The 17,665-nt window shown below is 29.8% G+C and carries 14 protein-coding genes; 8 read left to right on the top strand and 6 right to left on the bottom strand.

All coding sequences use genetic code 11. The annotated features are described in order from the left end of the window. Window positions 1-5: 5 nt before the first annotated feature. The 4 genes from V9L05_RS09610 to V9L05_RS09595 all read right to left on the bottom strand — a co-directional run bounded on the left by V9L05_RS09610 (window position 6) and on the right by V9L05_RS09595 (window position 4,522). Window positions 6-1,115, bottom strand: a complete 1,110-nt coding sequence (locus V9L05_RS09610) for a BT_3928 family protein (RefSeq protein WP_338815302.1) — start codon at window positions 1,113-1,115, stop codon at window positions 6-8. Window positions 1,116-1,167: 52 nt separating this feature from the next. Then, window positions 1,168-1,782, bottom strand: coding sequence for a DUF1599 domain-containing protein (locus V9L05_RS09605; RefSeq protein ID WP_338815301.1), 615 nt, complete (start codon window positions 1,780-1,782; stop codon window positions 1,168-1,170). 82 nt (window positions 1,783-1,864) lie between these two features. Then, a complete protein-coding gene (locus V9L05_RS09600) occupies window positions 1,865-3,250 on the bottom strand; it encodes a tetratricopeptide repeat protein (protein ID WP_338815300.1) in 1,386 nt (461 codons plus the stop codon). A gap of 18 nt (window positions 3,251-3,268) precedes the next feature. Beyond that, on the bottom strand, window positions 3,269-4,522 hold the full coding sequence (locus tag V9L05_RS09595) for a SpoIIE family protein phosphatase (protein ID WP_338793470.1): 1,254 nt from the start codon (window positions 4,520-4,522) through the stop codon (window positions 3,269-3,271). Between the two features lie 186 nt (window positions 4,523-4,708). Here V9L05_RS09595 and V9L05_RS09590 point away from each other — a divergent pair, with 186 nt between their 5' ends. From V9L05_RS09590 to V9L05_RS09565, 6 genes are all read left to right on the top strand, one after another. After that, a complete protein-coding gene (locus tag V9L05_RS09590; protein ID WP_338815299.1) occupies window positions 4,709-5,923 on the top strand; it encodes a hypothetical protein in 1,215 nt (404 codons plus the stop codon). A gap of 381 nt (window positions 5,924-6,304) precedes the next feature. After that, entirely contained in the window at window positions 6,305-7,630 is a 1,326-nt protein-coding gene (locus V9L05_RS09585; protein ID WP_338815298.1) for a hypothetical protein, read from the top strand. Between the two features lie 119 nt (window positions 7,631-7,749). Beyond that, on the top strand, window positions 7,750-9,012 hold the full coding sequence (locus tag V9L05_RS09580; RefSeq protein WP_338815297.1) for a hypothetical protein: 1,263 nt from the start codon (window positions 7,750-7,752) through the stop codon (window positions 9,010-9,012). Between the two features lie 84 nt (window positions 9,013-9,096). Continuing rightward, entirely contained in the window at window positions 9,097-9,678 is a 582-nt protein-coding gene (locus V9L05_RS09575) for a Crp/Fnr family transcriptional regulator (protein WP_338815296.1), read from the top strand. A gap of 83 nt (window positions 9,679-9,761) precedes the next feature. Further along, window positions 9,762-10,703 (top strand): 2-dehydropantoate 2-reductase, encoded by a 942-nt coding sequence (locus V9L05_RS09570; RefSeq protein WP_338815295.1) that lies wholly within the window; start codon window positions 9,762-9,764, stop codon window positions 10,701-10,703. 33 nt (window positions 10,704-10,736) lie between these two features. Continuing rightward, window positions 10,737-11,507: a metallophosphoesterase gene (locus V9L05_RS09565; RefSeq protein WP_338815294.1), complete on the top strand. Its 771-nt coding sequence runs from the start codon at window positions 10,737-10,739 to the stop codon at window positions 11,505-11,507. A 128-nt stretch (window positions 11,508-11,635) separates the two neighbouring features. Here the strand turns inward: V9L05_RS09565 and sppA are convergent, their stop codons facing one another. Then, window positions 11,636-13,594, bottom strand: a complete 1,959-nt coding sequence (gene sppA / locus V9L05_RS09560; RefSeq protein WP_338815293.1) for a signal peptide peptidase SppA — start codon at window positions 13,592-13,594, stop codon at window positions 11,636-11,638. 766 nt (window positions 13,595-14,360) lie between these two features. Continuing rightward, window positions 14,361-14,804, bottom strand: a complete 444-nt coding sequence (locus tag V9L05_RS09555) for a hypothetical protein (RefSeq protein WP_338815292.1) — start codon at window positions 14,802-14,804, stop codon at window positions 14,361-14,363. 401 nt (window positions 14,805-15,205) lie between these two features. On the opposite strand from V9L05_RS09555, the gene mdh reads away from it, so the two are divergent. Then, on the top strand, window positions 15,206-16,147 hold the full coding sequence (gene mdh / locus V9L05_RS09550) for a malate dehydrogenase (RefSeq protein WP_338793479.1): 942 nt from the start codon (window positions 15,206-15,208) through the stop codon (window positions 16,145-16,147). A 211-nt stretch (window positions 16,148-16,358) separates the two neighbouring features. After that, the gene (gene galE, locus V9L05_RS09545; protein ID WP_338815291.1) at window positions 16,359-17,441 is read left to right on the top strand and encodes a UDP-glucose 4-epimerase GalE; all 1,083 of its coding nucleotides are present in this window, start codon (window positions 16,359-16,361) and stop codon (window positions 17,439-17,441) included. Window positions 17,442-17,665 lie beyond the last annotated feature (224 nt).

Here is a 17,665-nt window from a genome sequence, read left to right as displayed (position 1 = left end):
AGTGGTTATTCAAATAATCTTAATACTTCTTGCGATTCAGGAGTTTCATTAGGAGAATATTTTCCTATGACAGTTCCTTCATTGAGCATCCAAAGTGCAGGATTTGAGCGAGCTATTGTCTTGATAACAGTTGCATCAATATAATAAAAAGGAAAATTAATATTCTGACTCGTTTTAAAAGAACTGATAGCTTCTTGGGTGTCAGAAGTAAGAATGGCTACTTTTATATTTGCATTCTTAGCTGTAGTTTCATTAATCAACTTCTTAATTTCCTCAAACTTATCAAAGTTTCCTTTTGCTACATTCTGAACCAAAATAAAAATACGTTTTTCTGTTAAAGATTCTTGTGTAAAATCTCCTTCGTCATTCCAAAGACTATAATCTGTAATTTTAGGTTTACTTTCAGCTTCATTCAAAAGTTCATTACTCACATATTTATAAGCAGGGTCAGTTGGATATTCTTCCATACGAAACTCTTGCCCATCCTTTTCCATTACATAAATATAACGAGCAGGTTCTTTAGATTTCATTTGTTCAGAAATATTCTTACCTACTGCATAGGCTCTAAAATCAATAGGAGCTTCATATTCAATAGCATAATAAGTCAAAAAACCTGAAAGAAGTGTTATCGAACTCAAAACTACAAAAGTGAGAAAGTTAGATTTATTAGTTAATTTCTTTACCTGAACTAATAGAATTGTAATCAAGACAAACAGAACTACATCTTTTGTAAAAGACTCCCAAGGCGTTAGAGGAAGAAAATCACCAAAACAACCACAGTCAGTTACTTTATTAAAATAAGCTGAATAAAAAGTCAGAAAGGTAAAAAAGGTAATCATCAAGAATAAAAGCCAAACCGTAATTTTTCGTTTGAAACCAATCAAAAGAGCTGTCCCCAATACTATCTCAGAAACTACAAAAATGACAGCCAAAATAGTTGCATTTTGATTAAGGAAATGAAAAAAACCGTGCAAAGAAGGCACATCAGTTGCAAAAACTTCAAAGTATTCACCTAGTTTGATAGCTGTTCCGATAGGATCAATAGCTTTTACAGCTCCTGAAAAAATAAATAATGCACCTACAATAAAACAAATGATTTGGTTGAGGAATTTCATAGCGTTTTTTGATTTTTCTTTACTGTTGTTGATATTTTACCAACAACATGTTTTATTTTTGTTCTTGTAATTTTTTATCTGCATTTTGTTCTTGCATATTGATCGAATTGCCTGCTTGGTTTTGGTTTTGTTCCATCATCAAAATGAGAGCAAAAACAGAATAGTTTATCATATCCTTATATCCTGCATCAATACCTTCTGAAACCAATGTTTTGCCTTGATTATCTTCAATGCGTTTGATACGAAGCAATTTCATCAAAATAATATCTGTAATACTGGTAATTCGCATAACACGCCAAGCCTCTCCATAATCGTGATTTTTACGATTTAAGAGCTGTTGTGAAACTTCCGAATGTTTTTGATAATATTCTGTTACTTCTCTAAGTGGAATTTCCAAGCGAGCATCACTTCGAAGCTGAATTTGAATCAAAGCCATCAACGAATAATTTATTATTCCAATAAACTCTGAAGCAATATCATCACCTACCATTTGTGAACCTTTATCTTGAATAGTTCGGATGCGTTGTGCTTTGATATAGATTTGATCTGTAATACTTGGAAGACGCAAAATACGCCACGAAGTACCATAATCTTTATTTTTTTGGTCGAATAGTTGCCTACACGTAACCATTATTTGGCGATATTGAGCTAGTGTTTTTTCAGTCAAGGCTTTTTATATTTTTAATGACTAGTTTTGATTCTATCCACAAAAATACATAATCTAGTTTATTTATTCGAATTTATAAAGATTACTCTGTTTTATTTTCTTGTTTACTTTTTCCAATAAAAATAATCATCAACTTTTTTTCTAGCCAACTGTGTAAAGGTACAATTGGAAATGCAATAATTAAGTTTGCAATGAGTTTTATTAGAATATTTCCTGCAGATAATACTTCTATTTTTGGCTCTAACAAAAGAAGAATAAACTCAAAGAGAAGTAACAAAACGAAAAACAAACCTGCTTTAAGCACATTTTCAGAAGCATTTAATGTTTTGAGAAGATATAAAAATCCAATAATTACTATGAGAATAATTGTTATTCCTGTATAGATAAGCATATTTTGTCTTTCTATTTTTTCCTTTAATAGTTGGCTTTTCTTTTCTTCCTCTTCTTTCTCTTGGGCTACTTTTCTTTCTATTTCAAAATTTCCCTGTAAACGAGCAGCATCCTTTTGACTTTCTAAATTATTTATGGAGTCTGTATATATTTGTTGCTGACGTTCGTGAAATAATGCTTTTTCATACTCTTTAACTGCCTCATTGTATGTAGTTGCTAATCTATGATACTGTAAAGCTATGTTTATATCATAATTATTTTCTAAAAAATAAGCTATTTGATTTAATACATCTCTTGCTTGCTCATTTTTATTTTGTAGTAAGTACAATTCAGTTTGAATCAATAGGAGACTATTTTTTGTAATCTTTTCTTTTACTATTTCTATTGTTTCTAAGCCTTTTTGCACATAGTATTCAGCAGAATCGTAATTTCCTAAATACATGTAATCTGTTGCTATATTCTCACATACCATTGCAATGCTACTATAATCTTGTAGTTTTTCATAGATTTGTTTTGCTTGATAATTATAATCCAAAGAAGTTTTATATTCTTCTCTGTCACTATAAGCAGCTCCCAAATTTTGTAGAACCCAAGAAGCTCTCAACAAATCTCCATCTTCTTTATACAGTTTTAATGATTTTTCATAGTAAGGGAAAGCAACCTCATATTGTCCTTGTATATCATAAATTGCACCTACCACAAGATATACCCAAGCACGAGTTTGTAATGTAGTAATTTTGGCAGAATCTAATAATTTAGCAGATTGAATACCATAATCAAAGGCTTTATCAATTTGTCCTCGTAACTGATAAAACCAGCTTAGATGAGAAAGTGAAACTATTTCTCCTTCTGTGTAATTTATTTCCAAAGATTTTTGATAGGCTTTTTGAGCATACTCTCCATACTTTTCTGTATCAACCATAAAATAAGCCCAACCTATCTTATTGAGTAAATCAATTTTTTCTTCTTCTGTATTTGTCTTTTTTAGCTCTATTGAAAGGCTATCTATTGTTTTTGTTTGACTATATAAATAAAACGGAAATAAAACAAATAAAAATAATAATAAAAAATGTTTCATCAGTGTTGGGTTTAAAACTTACCTTTTCACTCTACAAGAAAGCAAAGTAATATCATCAGGATAAGGAGTATTTCCTTTAAAAAGATGAAGTTTATCAAATAAGCGTTCATGAAGCTCTTGATGTGAATGGTCAAAATTTTCTTTTACTCCTTCTAATAGATTCTCTTCTCCAAATTCTTCTCCATCTTCGGCTGCCGTTTCAGTAAATCCGTCTGTATAACAGAAAATTAAAAAATCATCTAATCCATTTAGATTTGCCACAGAAAGAAAAGGAAGTTTGTCAAATGTACCTAAAATGGTTGTTCCTTCTTCTAAGTGCTGAACTTGATGAGCATTGAGCATCAAAATAGGTGCATTATGACCAGCATTGATATAAACTGCCGTTTTTTGACTCTTATTATATAGAAAAAAGAAAGCTGTAATAAAATGTCCACCACCTGAATTTTGAATAATTAAATGATTGAGTTCTTCTACAATTTTTTTCAAATCTGTTGTTTGACGTGCCATTGTACGAAGGGCTGCTTGAAAATTTGACATCAGAATAGCAGCAGGAAAACCTTTTCCAGAAACATCAGCTACGCAAAGTAAAAATTCATTTTCATTAATTTGAATATAATCATAATAATCTCCTCCTACATTGTGGTGAGGATAATAGCTTGCCACCACACTAAACTTTTCTTCATTAGGTAAATGCTTTGGTAGAAGTAATGATTGTACTTCACTAGCAATTTCTAATTGACGATTAAATGCTTCCTGCACTTTTTGTTTTCTAGCCATCTTTTTATTCTCCACAGCAACAATAATAATATCACTGAGTGCTTGAATAAAAGGCAGATCCAAATCTTCTTCTAATAAATTATCATAAGCTCTTCCTAAGAAAAGATACGCCAAAACTTCATCTTTATGATGAATTGGAATAATAAAGCAAAATTCATTAAAAGGAGCTAAATGATTAAATTCATTAGTAGCTGAAACTTTATGAATATCTAAAATTTCATTAGGCAAAAGTACATCTCTATAATTTGCCAGCGTACCAAAACTTTCTTTATTAAACCACTTATTTCTATTTGCATCTACTTCTGTATCTTCATCCAAAACATACAAAGTCATTTTCGAAATATAGGGATAAGAACGGAGTGTAAACATAAAGGTACGGTACAAATCCTGTTCAGCAATATTTCCATTGATAGACTTTATAATATCGATAAGTGAATCCAACTCAATTTTTTTGAGTTCTAATGCGTTTACTGTTTCAGTAGTTTTTTCTGACATAATTAATATAGAAAGAGTAATATACTCTACTTGTATTGGTTAATACTTTTGTTTGTATTTTTTAATACTCGTTGTTTATAGTGGTTAAATTTGATAGGCAATTTACAAAAAAGGAATGTATTTTACAGCATTGTTTTTTATCTTGTTTGGTTGAGTTATTTCCACTCTTGTTTTCTATTCATATCTATGCCTTCTAATTTACTATTTTTAAAATCATTTTATAAAAATTTAGCTTCTAACTCTAAAGCTCGCTTCCTAACAGGGTTTTTGATTATTCTTATTTTTCAAATTTGGAGTACCTATAAAGGAGAAGGAGTAGCCAAAACACACGATTCACTTCAATATCTCAAAACGGCTGAAAACTTAATTTTACAAAACGATTTTATTCAGACCAATTCTCAACCTTATATTGCTTGGGCTTTAGGATTTCCTTTTTTACTGATTCTTTTTAAAGATTCTATTTTTCTTAATCTACTTTGTATCTTGACAACTTATGTCTTTTATTTTGATTTAACTCATAAATTATTTCAAAAACCCTGTATAAAATGGTGGCTTATTGTAGCTTTTGTTTCTGCTACTCCTCTTTATCTTATTCATCATTTTGTTTGGTCAGAACCTCCATTTTTACTTTCTTTGATAGGCTGTATTTGGGCGTTTTATTATTTAGTTGATAATCTGAATAATAAAATCCCTACCAAAGCCATCTATTTATTCTGCTTTTTTGGTTTTCTTTTTTGTGCTATGCGAAATGCAGGACTTTATTTTGTGATTGGGATAAATAGTGGAATAATTTTATTTTATCTGATTCCATTTACACTTAAAAACAACAAAGGGTTTGTAAATTCTATTTTATGGAAAAATCCGTATTTCAAACCTCTACTTTATTTTTCCTTATCTTCTATTTTACCTATTTTTTTGTGGTGGTTTCATGCCAAAATCAAGACACAAGGAAATTTTGATACGATTTATAACCTTGCCCTACGGACGTTTTCAGAAGAATGCATAAATTATGGAGATATTTTGAGTCGTTGGTTTCTTCCTCCTTCTATTACTTTAGAAATTCGAATTTCTATTCTTTCGTTACTAATAGTATTATTTCTTATTTATTTTATTAGAAAAGTAAAATTAGAAACTGACAAAAAATCAAAATTCATTCTATTTATTCTTTGGGTAACATTTGTTTATCTAATCGGAATGCTTTTCAGTAGGGCAGGAATGAAAATAGATGCAGAGCGTTTTTTGGCTATTGTTTATCCTTTTTTGTGTATTTTAATAGGTTTTATTCTTAATTTATCTTTGGATAAAATGAGAATCAATAATATCTTAAAATATGGAATTGCTTTTTTGTGGCTCGTTTATCCCTTCTTACGAACATTAAAAAACATTGTTTTTTGGAATTGATTTTTTGTAAGAAGAAGTTGTTTTAAAATAATAATGAATTTTAAGAACTATAAATAGATTTGAAGTAACTTATACTACAATTGTGGCGTACTTATTAATAGGCTCTTTACACATTTATTTTGCAAAAAAAGAAGAATGCAATATTCATTTTTGAAAAAAAATTGCTATATTAAGTATTGAAATAAAACAAGAATAAAATTGATTCAATCAAGATATATTTTTAAGAAAAAAATAGAATATTACGTATTTGTTGATGTATCTACACTAACAAAGACAGAAATTATGAGTTTTAAGATAAAACAAGCCCTTTTCCTTAAAAATCTCCTAAACTAATTTTAGCCAATAGCTAATGCAAGACTTAGGTAACAGAAAAATTATAGTATGAAAGATTTTATAAATGATTTTAAACCCTCTAACACAAATCAGAGGAAACCTTATGTTCCAGATTATAACTCACCTTACACATCTACTTATGCAAAGGATGCTGTTTATGAGTTGGATACAATGCGTCCAATGAGCAATATTTTTATAGGAAAGCTCGTCATGGGACTTACGTTTGCATATAGCATGATTTGGATGCCTCTTTTTTTCAAAATTTTATTATGCTTTGTAGCTGTTTCTATTCTAATACCACTTGTTAAAGAATACTGGACAAAACAAATAAAAGCTATTCGTTTGACTAATAAATATTTAGAAATCCGAAGAGGAGCAAATAATGATTCTATACGAGTAGATTTGAAAGATATTAAAAAAATTGAACTCATAGAAAGACAAAAACATCGTAAATATAGACGCAGAAGTGGAGAAGTAGCTACAATTCTTTTTGAACGTCCAAATACACGAACACAAGATTTTCACCCAGAGACAAAATGTGTAGTTACTGATACAAGAGGAAACAGAGTGGAAATTGAATATCGTTTCTTTTTAGAAGGTGATTTTGAAGAGTTTTTAGGTGTTTTGGAAGACACCTATTCAAAAATCTATAATAAGCATATCACAACAAAAGATAAAGACAAAAAAATTGCTCCTATTTCATTTCAAGAAGCTAGTAAAACAAAGGAAAATCCTTTCAAAGAACAAAAAAATGAACCTCCTTATGATGAAAATATTGCTAGATTAGATGATTTGATTACCAAAAATAATTCTATGTTAGAAAATGGAATTATGCTTACTGAAAAACTAGAAGAAAGCTTAGATGAGATTTATAAATCAATTTATTATATTAGAAGTGCTTTTGATATTGCCAAAATGCCTAATGCTATCATTATTTATGAATTTAAGAATGCAAATAATTTGACTTCTTATATTTTAGAAAATGATTTTTATAAAGAATTAGATGAAGAAAATATAGAAATGGGTTTGCAACTTATAGAGACAGCAGAAAAAAATATTAGGGTTGCTCAAATGCGTATCAATAGCTTCAAAAAAATTAATAAGCGTTTGAGAAATATTAAATTTCAAAAAGAACGTCGCTTACAATTGCAAGGAATTATGCACCGTCTGAATGACTTACAAGAACAAAACACAAATCAAGATATAGAACAAAAAACAAATCCGATTCAAACAGACGAAGATATTGATTTACATTTATTGGACGAGTTGGAAGATTTGTCCTATCAAGTAGATTCTGCTGATGACCTGCAAAAAGCAATGTCTTTAAATGAACATATTTCACTTTTCGATGAGGAAAATAAGAAAAATGATTAGTAGGAAAACAGAAACTTCAAGTTTATAATTTCATATAACCGTATTCTATCTATTGTAGAAATACGGTTTTTGTTATATTAGAAAAAAAAACATTATCTAATCAGAAATAATATCATACAATGACTAAAATTTTTATAGCCTTCTTAACATTGGTAAGTTTACAACTCTACCAACAAACCAAAATCGAATATTTAAAAGAAAATAGATTTGATTTAACAGAGAATTTTGAGTTTCCACAAAAGGATTTTAAAATAATTGGATTTGGAGCTTATCATGGAAGTGCTAAAACTGAAGATGTTGAAATAGAACTTTTAAAATCTCTGACCAAAGATAAATCCATTAAATACTACCTTGCTGAAACAGATTTTAGTATTGCACATTATTTCAATGAATATTTGAAAAATGGAGATACAGTTTTGTTGAAAGACTTAGTGACTTTATATGGAATGCGTGTGCCACAAGAAAGAACTATTGAAGTATATGAAAAGTGGAAAAAATTAAAAAAACTAAATGATCAACTTCCATTAAAAGACAAATTAAATGTTGTAGGAATTGATATACAGGTAAATTATAAATATGTTTCGAAGCATATTTTAGAATTAATAAATGACCTTGATAATGAACTGAAGGCTATTCAAGATATTCGTCAAATGGTAAAAAAAGATACTACTTTTTATGAATTGGGTGATTTGAGTTATTCCTACAAGATTTTAAAAACCTTTGTAGACGATTATGAGAATAATAAAAGTCAATATCAAAAGTATATTAGTAAAATTGCTGAATTTGAACACATTATCAGAAATCTAAAAATATCATTTAATTTTTCCAAAGAATATAGAGAAAGGGATAATGTTATGTATCAAAATTATCTTTCTTTAGATTCTATTTATGATTTTAAAAATAATCCTCAATATGTAAGAATGGGTTTCTCACACCTAAAAAAATCAAAAGAAGGAGAATCTGGTTATTCTTATTTCTTTACTAGACTGATTGAGAACAAAATATATGAGAAAGATAATGTTTTATCAATAATTGGATACTTGACAGATAGTAAAGTAGTTTGGGATGAGCTGTATGATGATAATGATAATTACACAGGATATACTGTCGAAGCAGGTTTTGGAATTGGCGATTATGAAAAAGAGTTTTTTAGAGGAATTCAAAACTTGAAAGATAGTAAAATATCTGATAAAACCCTATTTCGTTTAAATAAAGATGACTCTCCTTATAAAGCAAATGAGCCTGATTTAATAGAGGTTATAATGGAAGATGAACCATCTAATGGAGAAGCTGTCAAAGGAATGTCAACTTTAGATTTTTTAGATTATGCTGTTTTAATTTCTGATTCTAAGGAGAGCATTCCAATATTTGAAATGAAGTAAAATCTACTCAATTACTCATAGAAAAAGTAATTGTGAGGCTTAACTTCAGATACAAAACCAAATCGATTTACCAAAAACTTTCTAATGGATAAAACAATACTTAATCACTATTTCCATTCTTTATTTCCTATTCAAGAGGAAGTGGTAAAGAAGATAACAGAAACTTTTACTCATTTTAGATTAGATAAAAATTCTATATTACTGGACATAGATACAGTTAGTACAAAGACCTATTTTTTAGAACAAGGTTACATGCGCTCCTATATCCTAAATGAAGATAATGAAGAGATAACTACACATATTTATTCTGCTCCATGTTTTGTGAATGATTTTTTGTCATTTTTTAAGCAGCAGCCAACGAATCAAATTTATCAAACTTTGTCAGAATGTTCATTTTGGGAAACAAGTATTGAAAATGTTCAATCAAACTTTCATACTATTCCTGATTTTAGAGAATTTAGTAGGCTTTTATTTGTCATTAATTATCATAAACTCAATGATAGACTCATAGAAACAGTAAGCCAAAAAGCAGAAACACGCTATCTAAACCTTTTAAAAGAGCAACCTCATATTTTTCAAAATGTCCCTCTCAAAATAATTGCTTCCTATTTAGGCATTACAGATAGTAGCCTAAGTAGAATTAGAAAAGAAATTAGCAAAACATAATTTCTTGTCATTTATCAAGTAATCATTCCAAATTATAGTAGGAAATTTGACAAAATAGAAATTTTAAAAAAAACAAGCAAAACATGAATATTGTAATAATTGGTCTTGGTGGTGTGGGTGGTTATTTTGGGTTCAAAATTAACCAAGTCAACGAAATTAATAAAAAACATCAAATAGCATTTGTGGCAAGAGCTGAAACATATCAAAATATTAAAGAGAAAGGGCTTAAACTAATTTCTCCTGAACATACAAATAGTCTAACCATTCCTGATGCCATTTATCAAGATATAACAGAAGTACAGAATCCAAACTTAATTTTAATTTGTGTCAAGGAATATGATTTAGAAAATGTTTGTACTCAGCTTAGTAATGTCATTACAAAAGACACTATTATATTACCCATGATGAATGGAGTAGATATTTATGATAGAATAAGGAAAATACTACCAAATACTATTATTCTACCTTCTTGTGTTTATGTTGCTTCACATATCAAAGAGAAAGGTAGTATAGAACATAAAGGAATAGCTGGTAAATTAATTTTTGGTAGAGACCCTGAACATTTTTCTGAAGATATTAATTGGGTAGAAACAATAATCAAAAATAGTGGAATAAAATACGAATTTAAAGATAATTCCTTAGTGGATATTTGGACTAAGTTTATTTTTATTGCAAGTTTTGGTTTGGTAACAGCTAAATACAATTCATCTATTGGAGCTATTTGTACTAATGAAATCCAAAGAAAAGAAGCTGCTGAAATAATGGAAGAAATTAGGTGGATTGCGAATCAAAAAGAAATTCCTTTGCCAAATGATATTGTTGATATAACTTTTGAAAAAGCATCTTCATTTCCACCAACAACACCAACATCTTTACAGTTAGATATAAATTCTGGAAAAGAAAATAGTGAATTAGAGTTATTTGCTGGTGCGATTTTAAAGTATGCAGCTAATTTTAATAGAGAATGTCCTTTTACTCAAAAAATATATGCTGAAATAAAAGCTAAACAGACTCTCAACTACTAAACAAAAAAGCATTTGTTCAAAAATATCCTAAAAATGAAACCTCAAGTATTCCCAAAATCATTAACTCAAGAAATCACAAAAAATACAGGAAGACGTTTTGCCATAAGTGACATTCATGGTTGTGGCAAAACGTTTATTTATTTGGTAGAAGATATTCTAAACCTTAAAAAAGACGACCAACTTTTTATTTTAGGAGATTTGATTGATAGAGGAAAAAATTCTATTCTTTTAATAAATTATATTATTGAAAAGCAAAAAGAAGGGTATGCAATTTTTGTTTTGATAGGGAATCACGAACAAATGCTTTTAGAGTTTTATCAGAAAAATAATAATGAACTCTCAAAGAAAACACTAGCTCATAATTATTTAGGAGAACTAGTCAATAAGGAAAGAGAAATCAAACCAAAATACGCTGAGTTTTTTAATAAAATGTTTTTTTATATTGAGTTAGAAAACTGTTTTTTAGTGCATGCAGGTTTTGATGTAAATTATGAACCTATCAATGGAGAAAATCTTTTTACAAATGCACATGCTATGCTTTGGGTAAGAAAATTTAAAGGAAATCTATACAAAACCAAGCAGAAACCTGTCGTTCATGGTCATGTTGTTCATAATTTGGAGGAGATAAAAGAAAATTTAGAACTAGCAAACGAAAACAAAACAGCTATTGTTCCAATTGATAACGGTTGTGTCTATGTAAGTCTAGGAAAATATCAAAAATATAAGGGAGCAGTAGGAAACCTTTGTGCAGTAGAATTAAATACATGGGAGCTTTTTTATACGCCTTTTCGTGATAGAGATTAATTACTCAGCCTTACAACTTTGACAAAAAAAGTTATTTAAATATCATTAATAGTAAAACAAGAAAAAACCAATTCAAATAATTCTTTGAATTGGCTTTTAGCTTAAATAGAATTTGATTTCAAAATTGATTATTCAATATTTTGAACATCTAAAATCAAACGAGCTTGCATTCCTTGCATTAATTTTAATTCATTATAATAATGATAAAATTTATAAAACTCACCCATTTCTTCTTTTATAGCTCTTTGTTTAGCCTCTTGACCTTGATTTAGAATTTGCTCTAAAAATGTTTTTTCTTCAGGATAATAACGAACTTGATAATCGTCACCCAAACCTGCACTAGTTGCAGCAATTTTGATAGCATCATCCAAATCTCCTAAAACATCAACTAAGCCACGCTGTTTGGCATCAACTCCAGTCCAAACACGTCCTTCTGCATATTCTCTTAATTTTTCTACTGGCATCTTACGTCCTTGTGCAGCCTTTGTTGTGAAATCAATATAACCACGATTTACAGAGTTTTGGATAATAGAATCTTCTGCTGATGAAGGCTGACGAGTAGGATAACCCAAATCTGCAAACTCTGCTGTCTTTACACCATCAAATGTAATTCCGATTTTGTTTTCTGCAAACTGGTCTATTCCGAAAAGCATTCCAAAAATTCCTATCGAACCTGTAATTGTATTCGGATGTGCCACAATGGTATCACAAGCCATTGCCATATAATATCCACCTGAAGCAGCTACATCAGACATAGAAGCAATAATAGGTTTTTCTTTCTTGGTAAGCATTACTTCACGCCACATAATATCAGAAGCTAATGCACTTCCTCCACCCGAATTGATACGTAAAACTACAGCTTTCACTCGTTTATCCTTACGAGCTTTGCGAATAGCTGCTGCAATGGCATCTCCTCCAATTTGTCCTTGCCCTCCATTTCCATCAACAATGTTTCCTTCTCCTACAATAATAGCAATACGTTTGTCTGTGTCGCCTTTATTTTCTTTATTTATTGTTTTGATGTATTTAGGTAGAGAAACAAAAGAAATTTTCTCTTTGTCATCATCTTCATTTTCTTCTATTCCTAAAGCAGTTTTGATTTTGTCTTCTACTTGGTCGTAATAAAGTGTATCATTAACAAGTTTGTAATTAACTGCATCTCCCGCTTCTCTGATAAGCATTTTATTACTAATTTCTCTTAGTTCTTCTGCTGACATTTTACGACCACTTTTTGTGTTTGTAGTAGCTACATTATTCAAATAAGTATCATACAAAGAATTTAGATATACACTTGTTTGTTCACGATTTGCTTCACTCATTTCTTCTAAAATAAATGGCTCAACAGCAGATTTGAATGTTCCTACTTTATAGATTCTTGGTTCGATATCTAGTTTTTCAAGCATTTTTTTGAAGAAAGGAATTTGAGAGAAAAATCCATTCATTTCTAAAGCTCCTTGAGGATAAAGATAAACTTGATCAGCTGTAGAAGCTAAATAATATCCTTTTTCACCATAATATTTACTGTACGCATAAATAAATTTGTTAGAAGTCTTGAAATCTTCTAAAGCTGCATGAATCTCTTCCAACATAGCAAAACCAACAGGAACATCTGTTACTTCTAAATAAACACCTTTGATATTATCATCTGTTTTAGCTTTTTTGAGAGCTGCTTTTATACTTACTAAACTTAGTGGTGTAGAACTTCCTTGTAATTCTGCCATCAAATCAGCAAAAGGATCATCTTTACTATATTCTGCAATTGTTTGGTTCAAAGAGATTTTTAAAACACTGTTGTTATCAATTTTGACTTCATTATTACTTGTTAAACCAGCAATTAAGAATAAAAATCCCATTACTAAAAAGAAAATTCCGATGCCAAACGCACAAGCAAAGGCAACTTTTATAAATCCTAATATTTGCTGACCAATAGATGGACGGTTGGCATTTCTCTGACGGGCTGCTGCTTGTCTTCTCTGACTAGCTTGATTTTGACTTTGTTTTTTCTCAGAATTTATATTTTCTGATGGATTGCCTAATTTAGACAAATTAGAATTCTCTGGATTTAGTGGGTCGGTTGGCTCACTCATAAATTTATTATTTGTTATAGCGTTATTTTGAATTAATTTATATTAAAACTAAGTAATTACTGCTCTGTTCAGAATAGGTAGCCAAAAGCATTTCTTTATTACATTTTTGGTTAAAAAATCTATAATTCTTATTTTTTTGGGAGTTTTGCTTGTTTTGAATAAAAATAGATTCTACCTTCGTCTTTACATTTACAGAACAAATAAGAATAATACAATTTTTTCAAAATGAAAATCCAACCCTTTCAAAATGAAAAAATAAGTCATTCTGAAAAAAAGCTGTAAAATAGAAAAAATGCGTTTTTGAACTCTAAACGCCTATTTGATATTATTTTTCAAAATAAATAGTAAAAAATTCAAGTTGGCAAATAGATTGAACTATGTTTAATACAATTCCAATAAAAGATTGGAAATAAAAGACTTTCGCTTCACAAAGATTTTGATTAGTAGTTTATAAATAGATAAACCATCTAAAAATTTTAACAAAAACTTTATTTTTTGAGGCAACAGACAAAGAAAATAGTAGTAGAATAACAGGACGTTTGCGATAGAAAAATCTATCAATTTTTAGCAGCGACTTATCTTTTCAGTTATTCAGCTAGATTTTCTAATAGTTAAGTAGTAAAGTAAGTAAGTGGACAGAAAAAACTCCTTTCAATCGAAAGGAGTTTTTTTATTGATTTTGGTAAAGAACTCTAAACATATTTGTTTTTTGAGGAATTATATAGCAAAATGTAGTTTGCTTTTTTGAGAACCAGTCAAATCAAATTTAGCAATCGTTTGGTAATTTTCCTTCTTTCCACTCACTAAAGGTTACATAATTATTCCACTCAACTTCACAACTGTTATAATTAAAAGTCCATTCAATCCAAAAATCGCCTTCTTTAAAACCTCCACTAAATTTAATTTTTTTAGCTGTTTCGTCTATTATACTCTCACCAATTGCCTGCCATAATTTTACAATATCTTTTGGAGCTTCAATCGATTTTGTTATTCCTTCTTTACTAAAATAACCTGTAAATTCTTCATTTGAAATTCCTTTTATACTCAATTTAGTTGCACCTAATACTATACCTTCATTAATATTATTTTCTGCAAAATTATCCAAACTTGCCCAATCAAAAGCCAGTTCAATATTTTGTCCTATGCGTTTTAGGTTTGTAAAATAAGAATCATGCAAAGACAGTCTATTTAAATTTGAGTATAGTTTCAATTTAATTGCTTTTTGAATTATAATTATGGATTAGTTTCTGAGTGTTTGCTTATCAATCAATAACAAGCAAATCTAACAGAATAAACGTTATCACGGTTGTTTACAGGTCTAATAATTAGGAAGTTATAGAAAAACAAACCAGTCTTATTTTTCCATAGCGCAGGGTTTGCAAACCCTGCGCTATGGAAAAATGAACATTACTAATTTAACCGTGATAACGTTTAATATACAAAGAAGTAAAATTATTTTTTCTTAGTAATTCAGAATTCCGAAAAATCTATAAAGTTTTGTACCTTTGAAGCATAAGAAAAGGTGATTTATTCAAAAATTTTCCTTTTCGTTTTAATCGTATCTTAAAATTGTATTTGTAATACTATTTTTTATAAAAAATATATAATAAAATGACAAAAGTAACCGTAGTAGGCGCAGGAAACGTAGGCGCAACTTGTGCAGATGTATTAGCAACTCGTGAAATATGTCAAGAAGTAGTTTTAGTAGATATCAAAGAAGGTTTTGCTGAAGGCAAAGCATTAGATATTTGGCAAAAAGCTCCAATTAATGTTTATGACACTCGTACAGTAGGTGTTACAGGTGATTATGCTCGTACAGCAAATTCTGATGTTGTTGTTATTACTTCTGGTTTACCTCGTAAACCAGGTATGACTCGTGATGACTTAATTGCTACAAATGCAAAAATTGTAAACGAAGTTACTTCAAAAGTAATTGAGCATTCTCCAAATGCAATCATTATTATCGTTTCAAATCCTTTGGACGTAATGACGTATGCTGCTCACTTAGCTTCTAAAAAAGACCGTCGTCAAGTAATGGGAATGGCTGGTATCTTGGATACAGCTCGTTACCGTGCATTTTTGGCTGAAGCTTTAGATATTTCTCCAAAAGAAATTCAAGCTATTTTGATGGGTGGACACGGTGATACAATGGTTCCACTTCCTCGTTATACAACTGTTGCTGGTATTCCTGTAACTGAACTTATTGATGCAGATAAATTAGACGCAATCGTAGAACGTACTAAAAAAGGTGGTGGAGAACTCGTTAAATTGATGGGAACTTCTGCTTGGTATGCTCCAGGTGCTGCTGCTGCTCAAATGGTAGAAGCTATTGTTAAAAATCAGCGCAGAGTATTCCCTGTTTGTGTGAAATTAGAAGGAGAATATGGTATCAATGATTGTTACTTAGGAGTTCCTGTAATTTTGGGTAAAAATGGTATCGAAAAAATTATCGAACTTGACCTTAACGACGACGAAAAAGCACTTTTAGAAACTTCTCGTCAGCACGTTAAAGAAGTAATGGATACTTTTGACAACATGAATGCAACTGTATAAAGAAAGAATAAAAAATTATAAGTGGTAAATTGATTTCAATTTGTTTACTTTAATAACATTCTATTTATAAAAAAGTCCATAATTTATTTTGTGGACTTTTTTTGTTATTTTTATTTTTGAAATTCAAGCGTCCTCGCTGAATCAGAATAGATTTTATAAATTATAAATATCTAGTTTAAGCGTCCTCGCTTGAACTACTTTTTCTATAAAAATGCAAAAGAAAATAATTATTACAGGAGGTTGTGGCTACATTGGCTCGCACACCGTTGTCGAATGCTTAGAAAATTACACAAAAGAAAATGGCTATGAGCAAGATTATCAAATTATTTCTATTGATAGTCACTTGAATTCTTCTTCTTCTGTCATTAAAAATATTGAAAGTCTAACAGGTAGAAAAATAAAAAACTATGATGTAGATTTGTGTGATTACGAAAAGACAAAAGAAATTTTTGAAAAGGAAGTAGGTATTAATTCTGAGTCAAATTCTCAAATCATTGGAATTATTCATTTTGCAGCTTTAAAATCTGTTCCTGATTCTGTGGCTGACCCTGTTTTTTATTATCAAAACAATCTAAACTCTTTACTCAATATTTTGAAGCTAAGTAAAGAATATAAAGTAGAGAATTTTATTTTTTCTTCTTCGTGTTCAGTTTATGGAAATACAACAGAATTACCTGTTTCTGAAAATACAGCTTTTGGAAGTGCAGAATCTCCTTATGCTTACACCAAACAGGTAGGCGAAAGAATGATAATTGATTTTGCCAAAACATCTAAAAGTCAAAAATTTGTTTTGCTTCGTTATTTCAATCCAGTTGGAGCGCATGTTTCGGCACAAATTGGAGAAGACCCAAAAAACCCACCAACTTCGCTTGTTCCAATTATTACACTAACGGCAGCAGGAAAAAGAGATAAAATGTTAGTTCATGGAAGTGATTACGAAACTAGAGATGGTTCTTGTATTAGAGATTATATCCACGTTTCAGATATTGCAGAAGCTCACCGTTTGGCGATTGATTTTTTAGTTAAGAATAATTTAGATAATAAAAAAATAAATCAAGTAGAGATATTCAATCTAGGAACAGGAAATGGAGTAACCGTTTTAGAAGCCATAAAAGCCTTTGAAAAAGTAAGTAACAAAAAACTCAATTATGAATTAGGAGGACGAAGAGAAGGCGACGTAGTAGAGATTTATGCAGATAATGCAAAAGCAAAAACTCTTTTAGGCTGGATTCCTAAATATGGAATTGAAGAAATGATGCTTTCAGCTTGGAAATGGCAAGAGAAGATTTTGTAAAAATAAAAACTAAGTTTTTATTTTCTATTTTGGAGGTCGTTGGTGAGACAACAGCAAAACTCGTTTGAATGGAGTTTTAAACTTTTTTCAAAACCCACAACCAAAGTTGTGGGCAATCTTTCTGACTACTTTCGTATTTTGTCTAATAAAATTATCAATTCTATATCGCTATTATCATTTTTTGTCAATTCTTCTTATTTTATGTCATTTTTAGCCTTTTTTGG

It is taken from the genome of Bernardetia sp. Wsw4-3y2 (assembly GCF_037126295.1).
Taxonomy (GTDB): Bacteria; Bacteroidota; Bacteroidia; order Cytophagales; family Bernardetiaceae; genus Bernardetia.
This window is presented reverse-complemented; position numbering and strand designations above follow the sequence as displayed.

Excerpts from the sequence above, each read along its gene's own strand:
- V9L05_RS09600 (WP_338815300.1), bottom strand. The coding sequence starts at position 3,250 with ATGAAACATTTTTTATTATTATTTTTATTTGTTTTATTTCCGTTTTAT.
- V9L05_RS09610 (WP_338815302.1), bottom strand. The coding sequence starts at position 1,115 with ATGAAATTCCTCAACCAAATCATTTGTTTTATTGTAGGTGCATTATTT.
- V9L05_RS09585 (WP_338815298.1), top strand. The coding sequence starts at position 6,305 with ATGAAAGATTTTATAAATGATTTTAAACCCTCTAACACAAATCAGAGG.
- V9L05_RS09565 (WP_338815294.1), top strand. The coding sequence starts at position 10,737 with ATGAAACCTCAAGTATTCCCAAAATCATTAACTCAAGAAATCACAAAA.
- sppA (WP_338815293.1), bottom strand. The coding sequence starts at position 13,594 with ATGAGTGAGCCAACCGACCCACTAAATCCAGAGAATTCTAATTTGTCT.
- V9L05_RS09570 (WP_338815295.1), top strand. The coding sequence starts at position 9,762 with ATGAATATTGTAATAATTGGTCTTGGTGGTGTGGGTGGTTATTTTGGG.
- V9L05_RS09580 (WP_338815297.1), top strand. The coding sequence starts at position 7,750 with ATGACTAAAATTTTTATAGCCTTCTTAACATTGGTAAGTTTACAACTC.
- V9L05_RS09590 (WP_338815299.1), top strand. The coding sequence starts at position 4,709 with ATGCCTTCTAATTTACTATTTTTAAAATCATTTTATAAAAATTTAGCT.
- V9L05_RS09595 (WP_338793470.1), bottom strand. The coding sequence starts at position 4,522 with ATGTCAGAAAAAACTACTGAAACAGTAAACGCATTAGAACTCAAAAAA.
- mdh (WP_338793479.1), top strand. The coding sequence starts at position 15,206 with ATGACAAAAGTAACCGTAGTAGGCGCAGGAAACGTAGGCGCAACTTGT.
- galE (WP_338815291.1), top strand. The coding sequence starts at position 16,359 with ATGCAAAAGAAAATAATTATTACAGGAGGTTGTGGCTACATTGGCTCG.
- V9L05_RS09575 (WP_338815296.1), top strand. The coding sequence starts at position 9,097 with ATGGATAAAACAATACTTAATCACTATTTCCATTCTTTATTTCCTATT.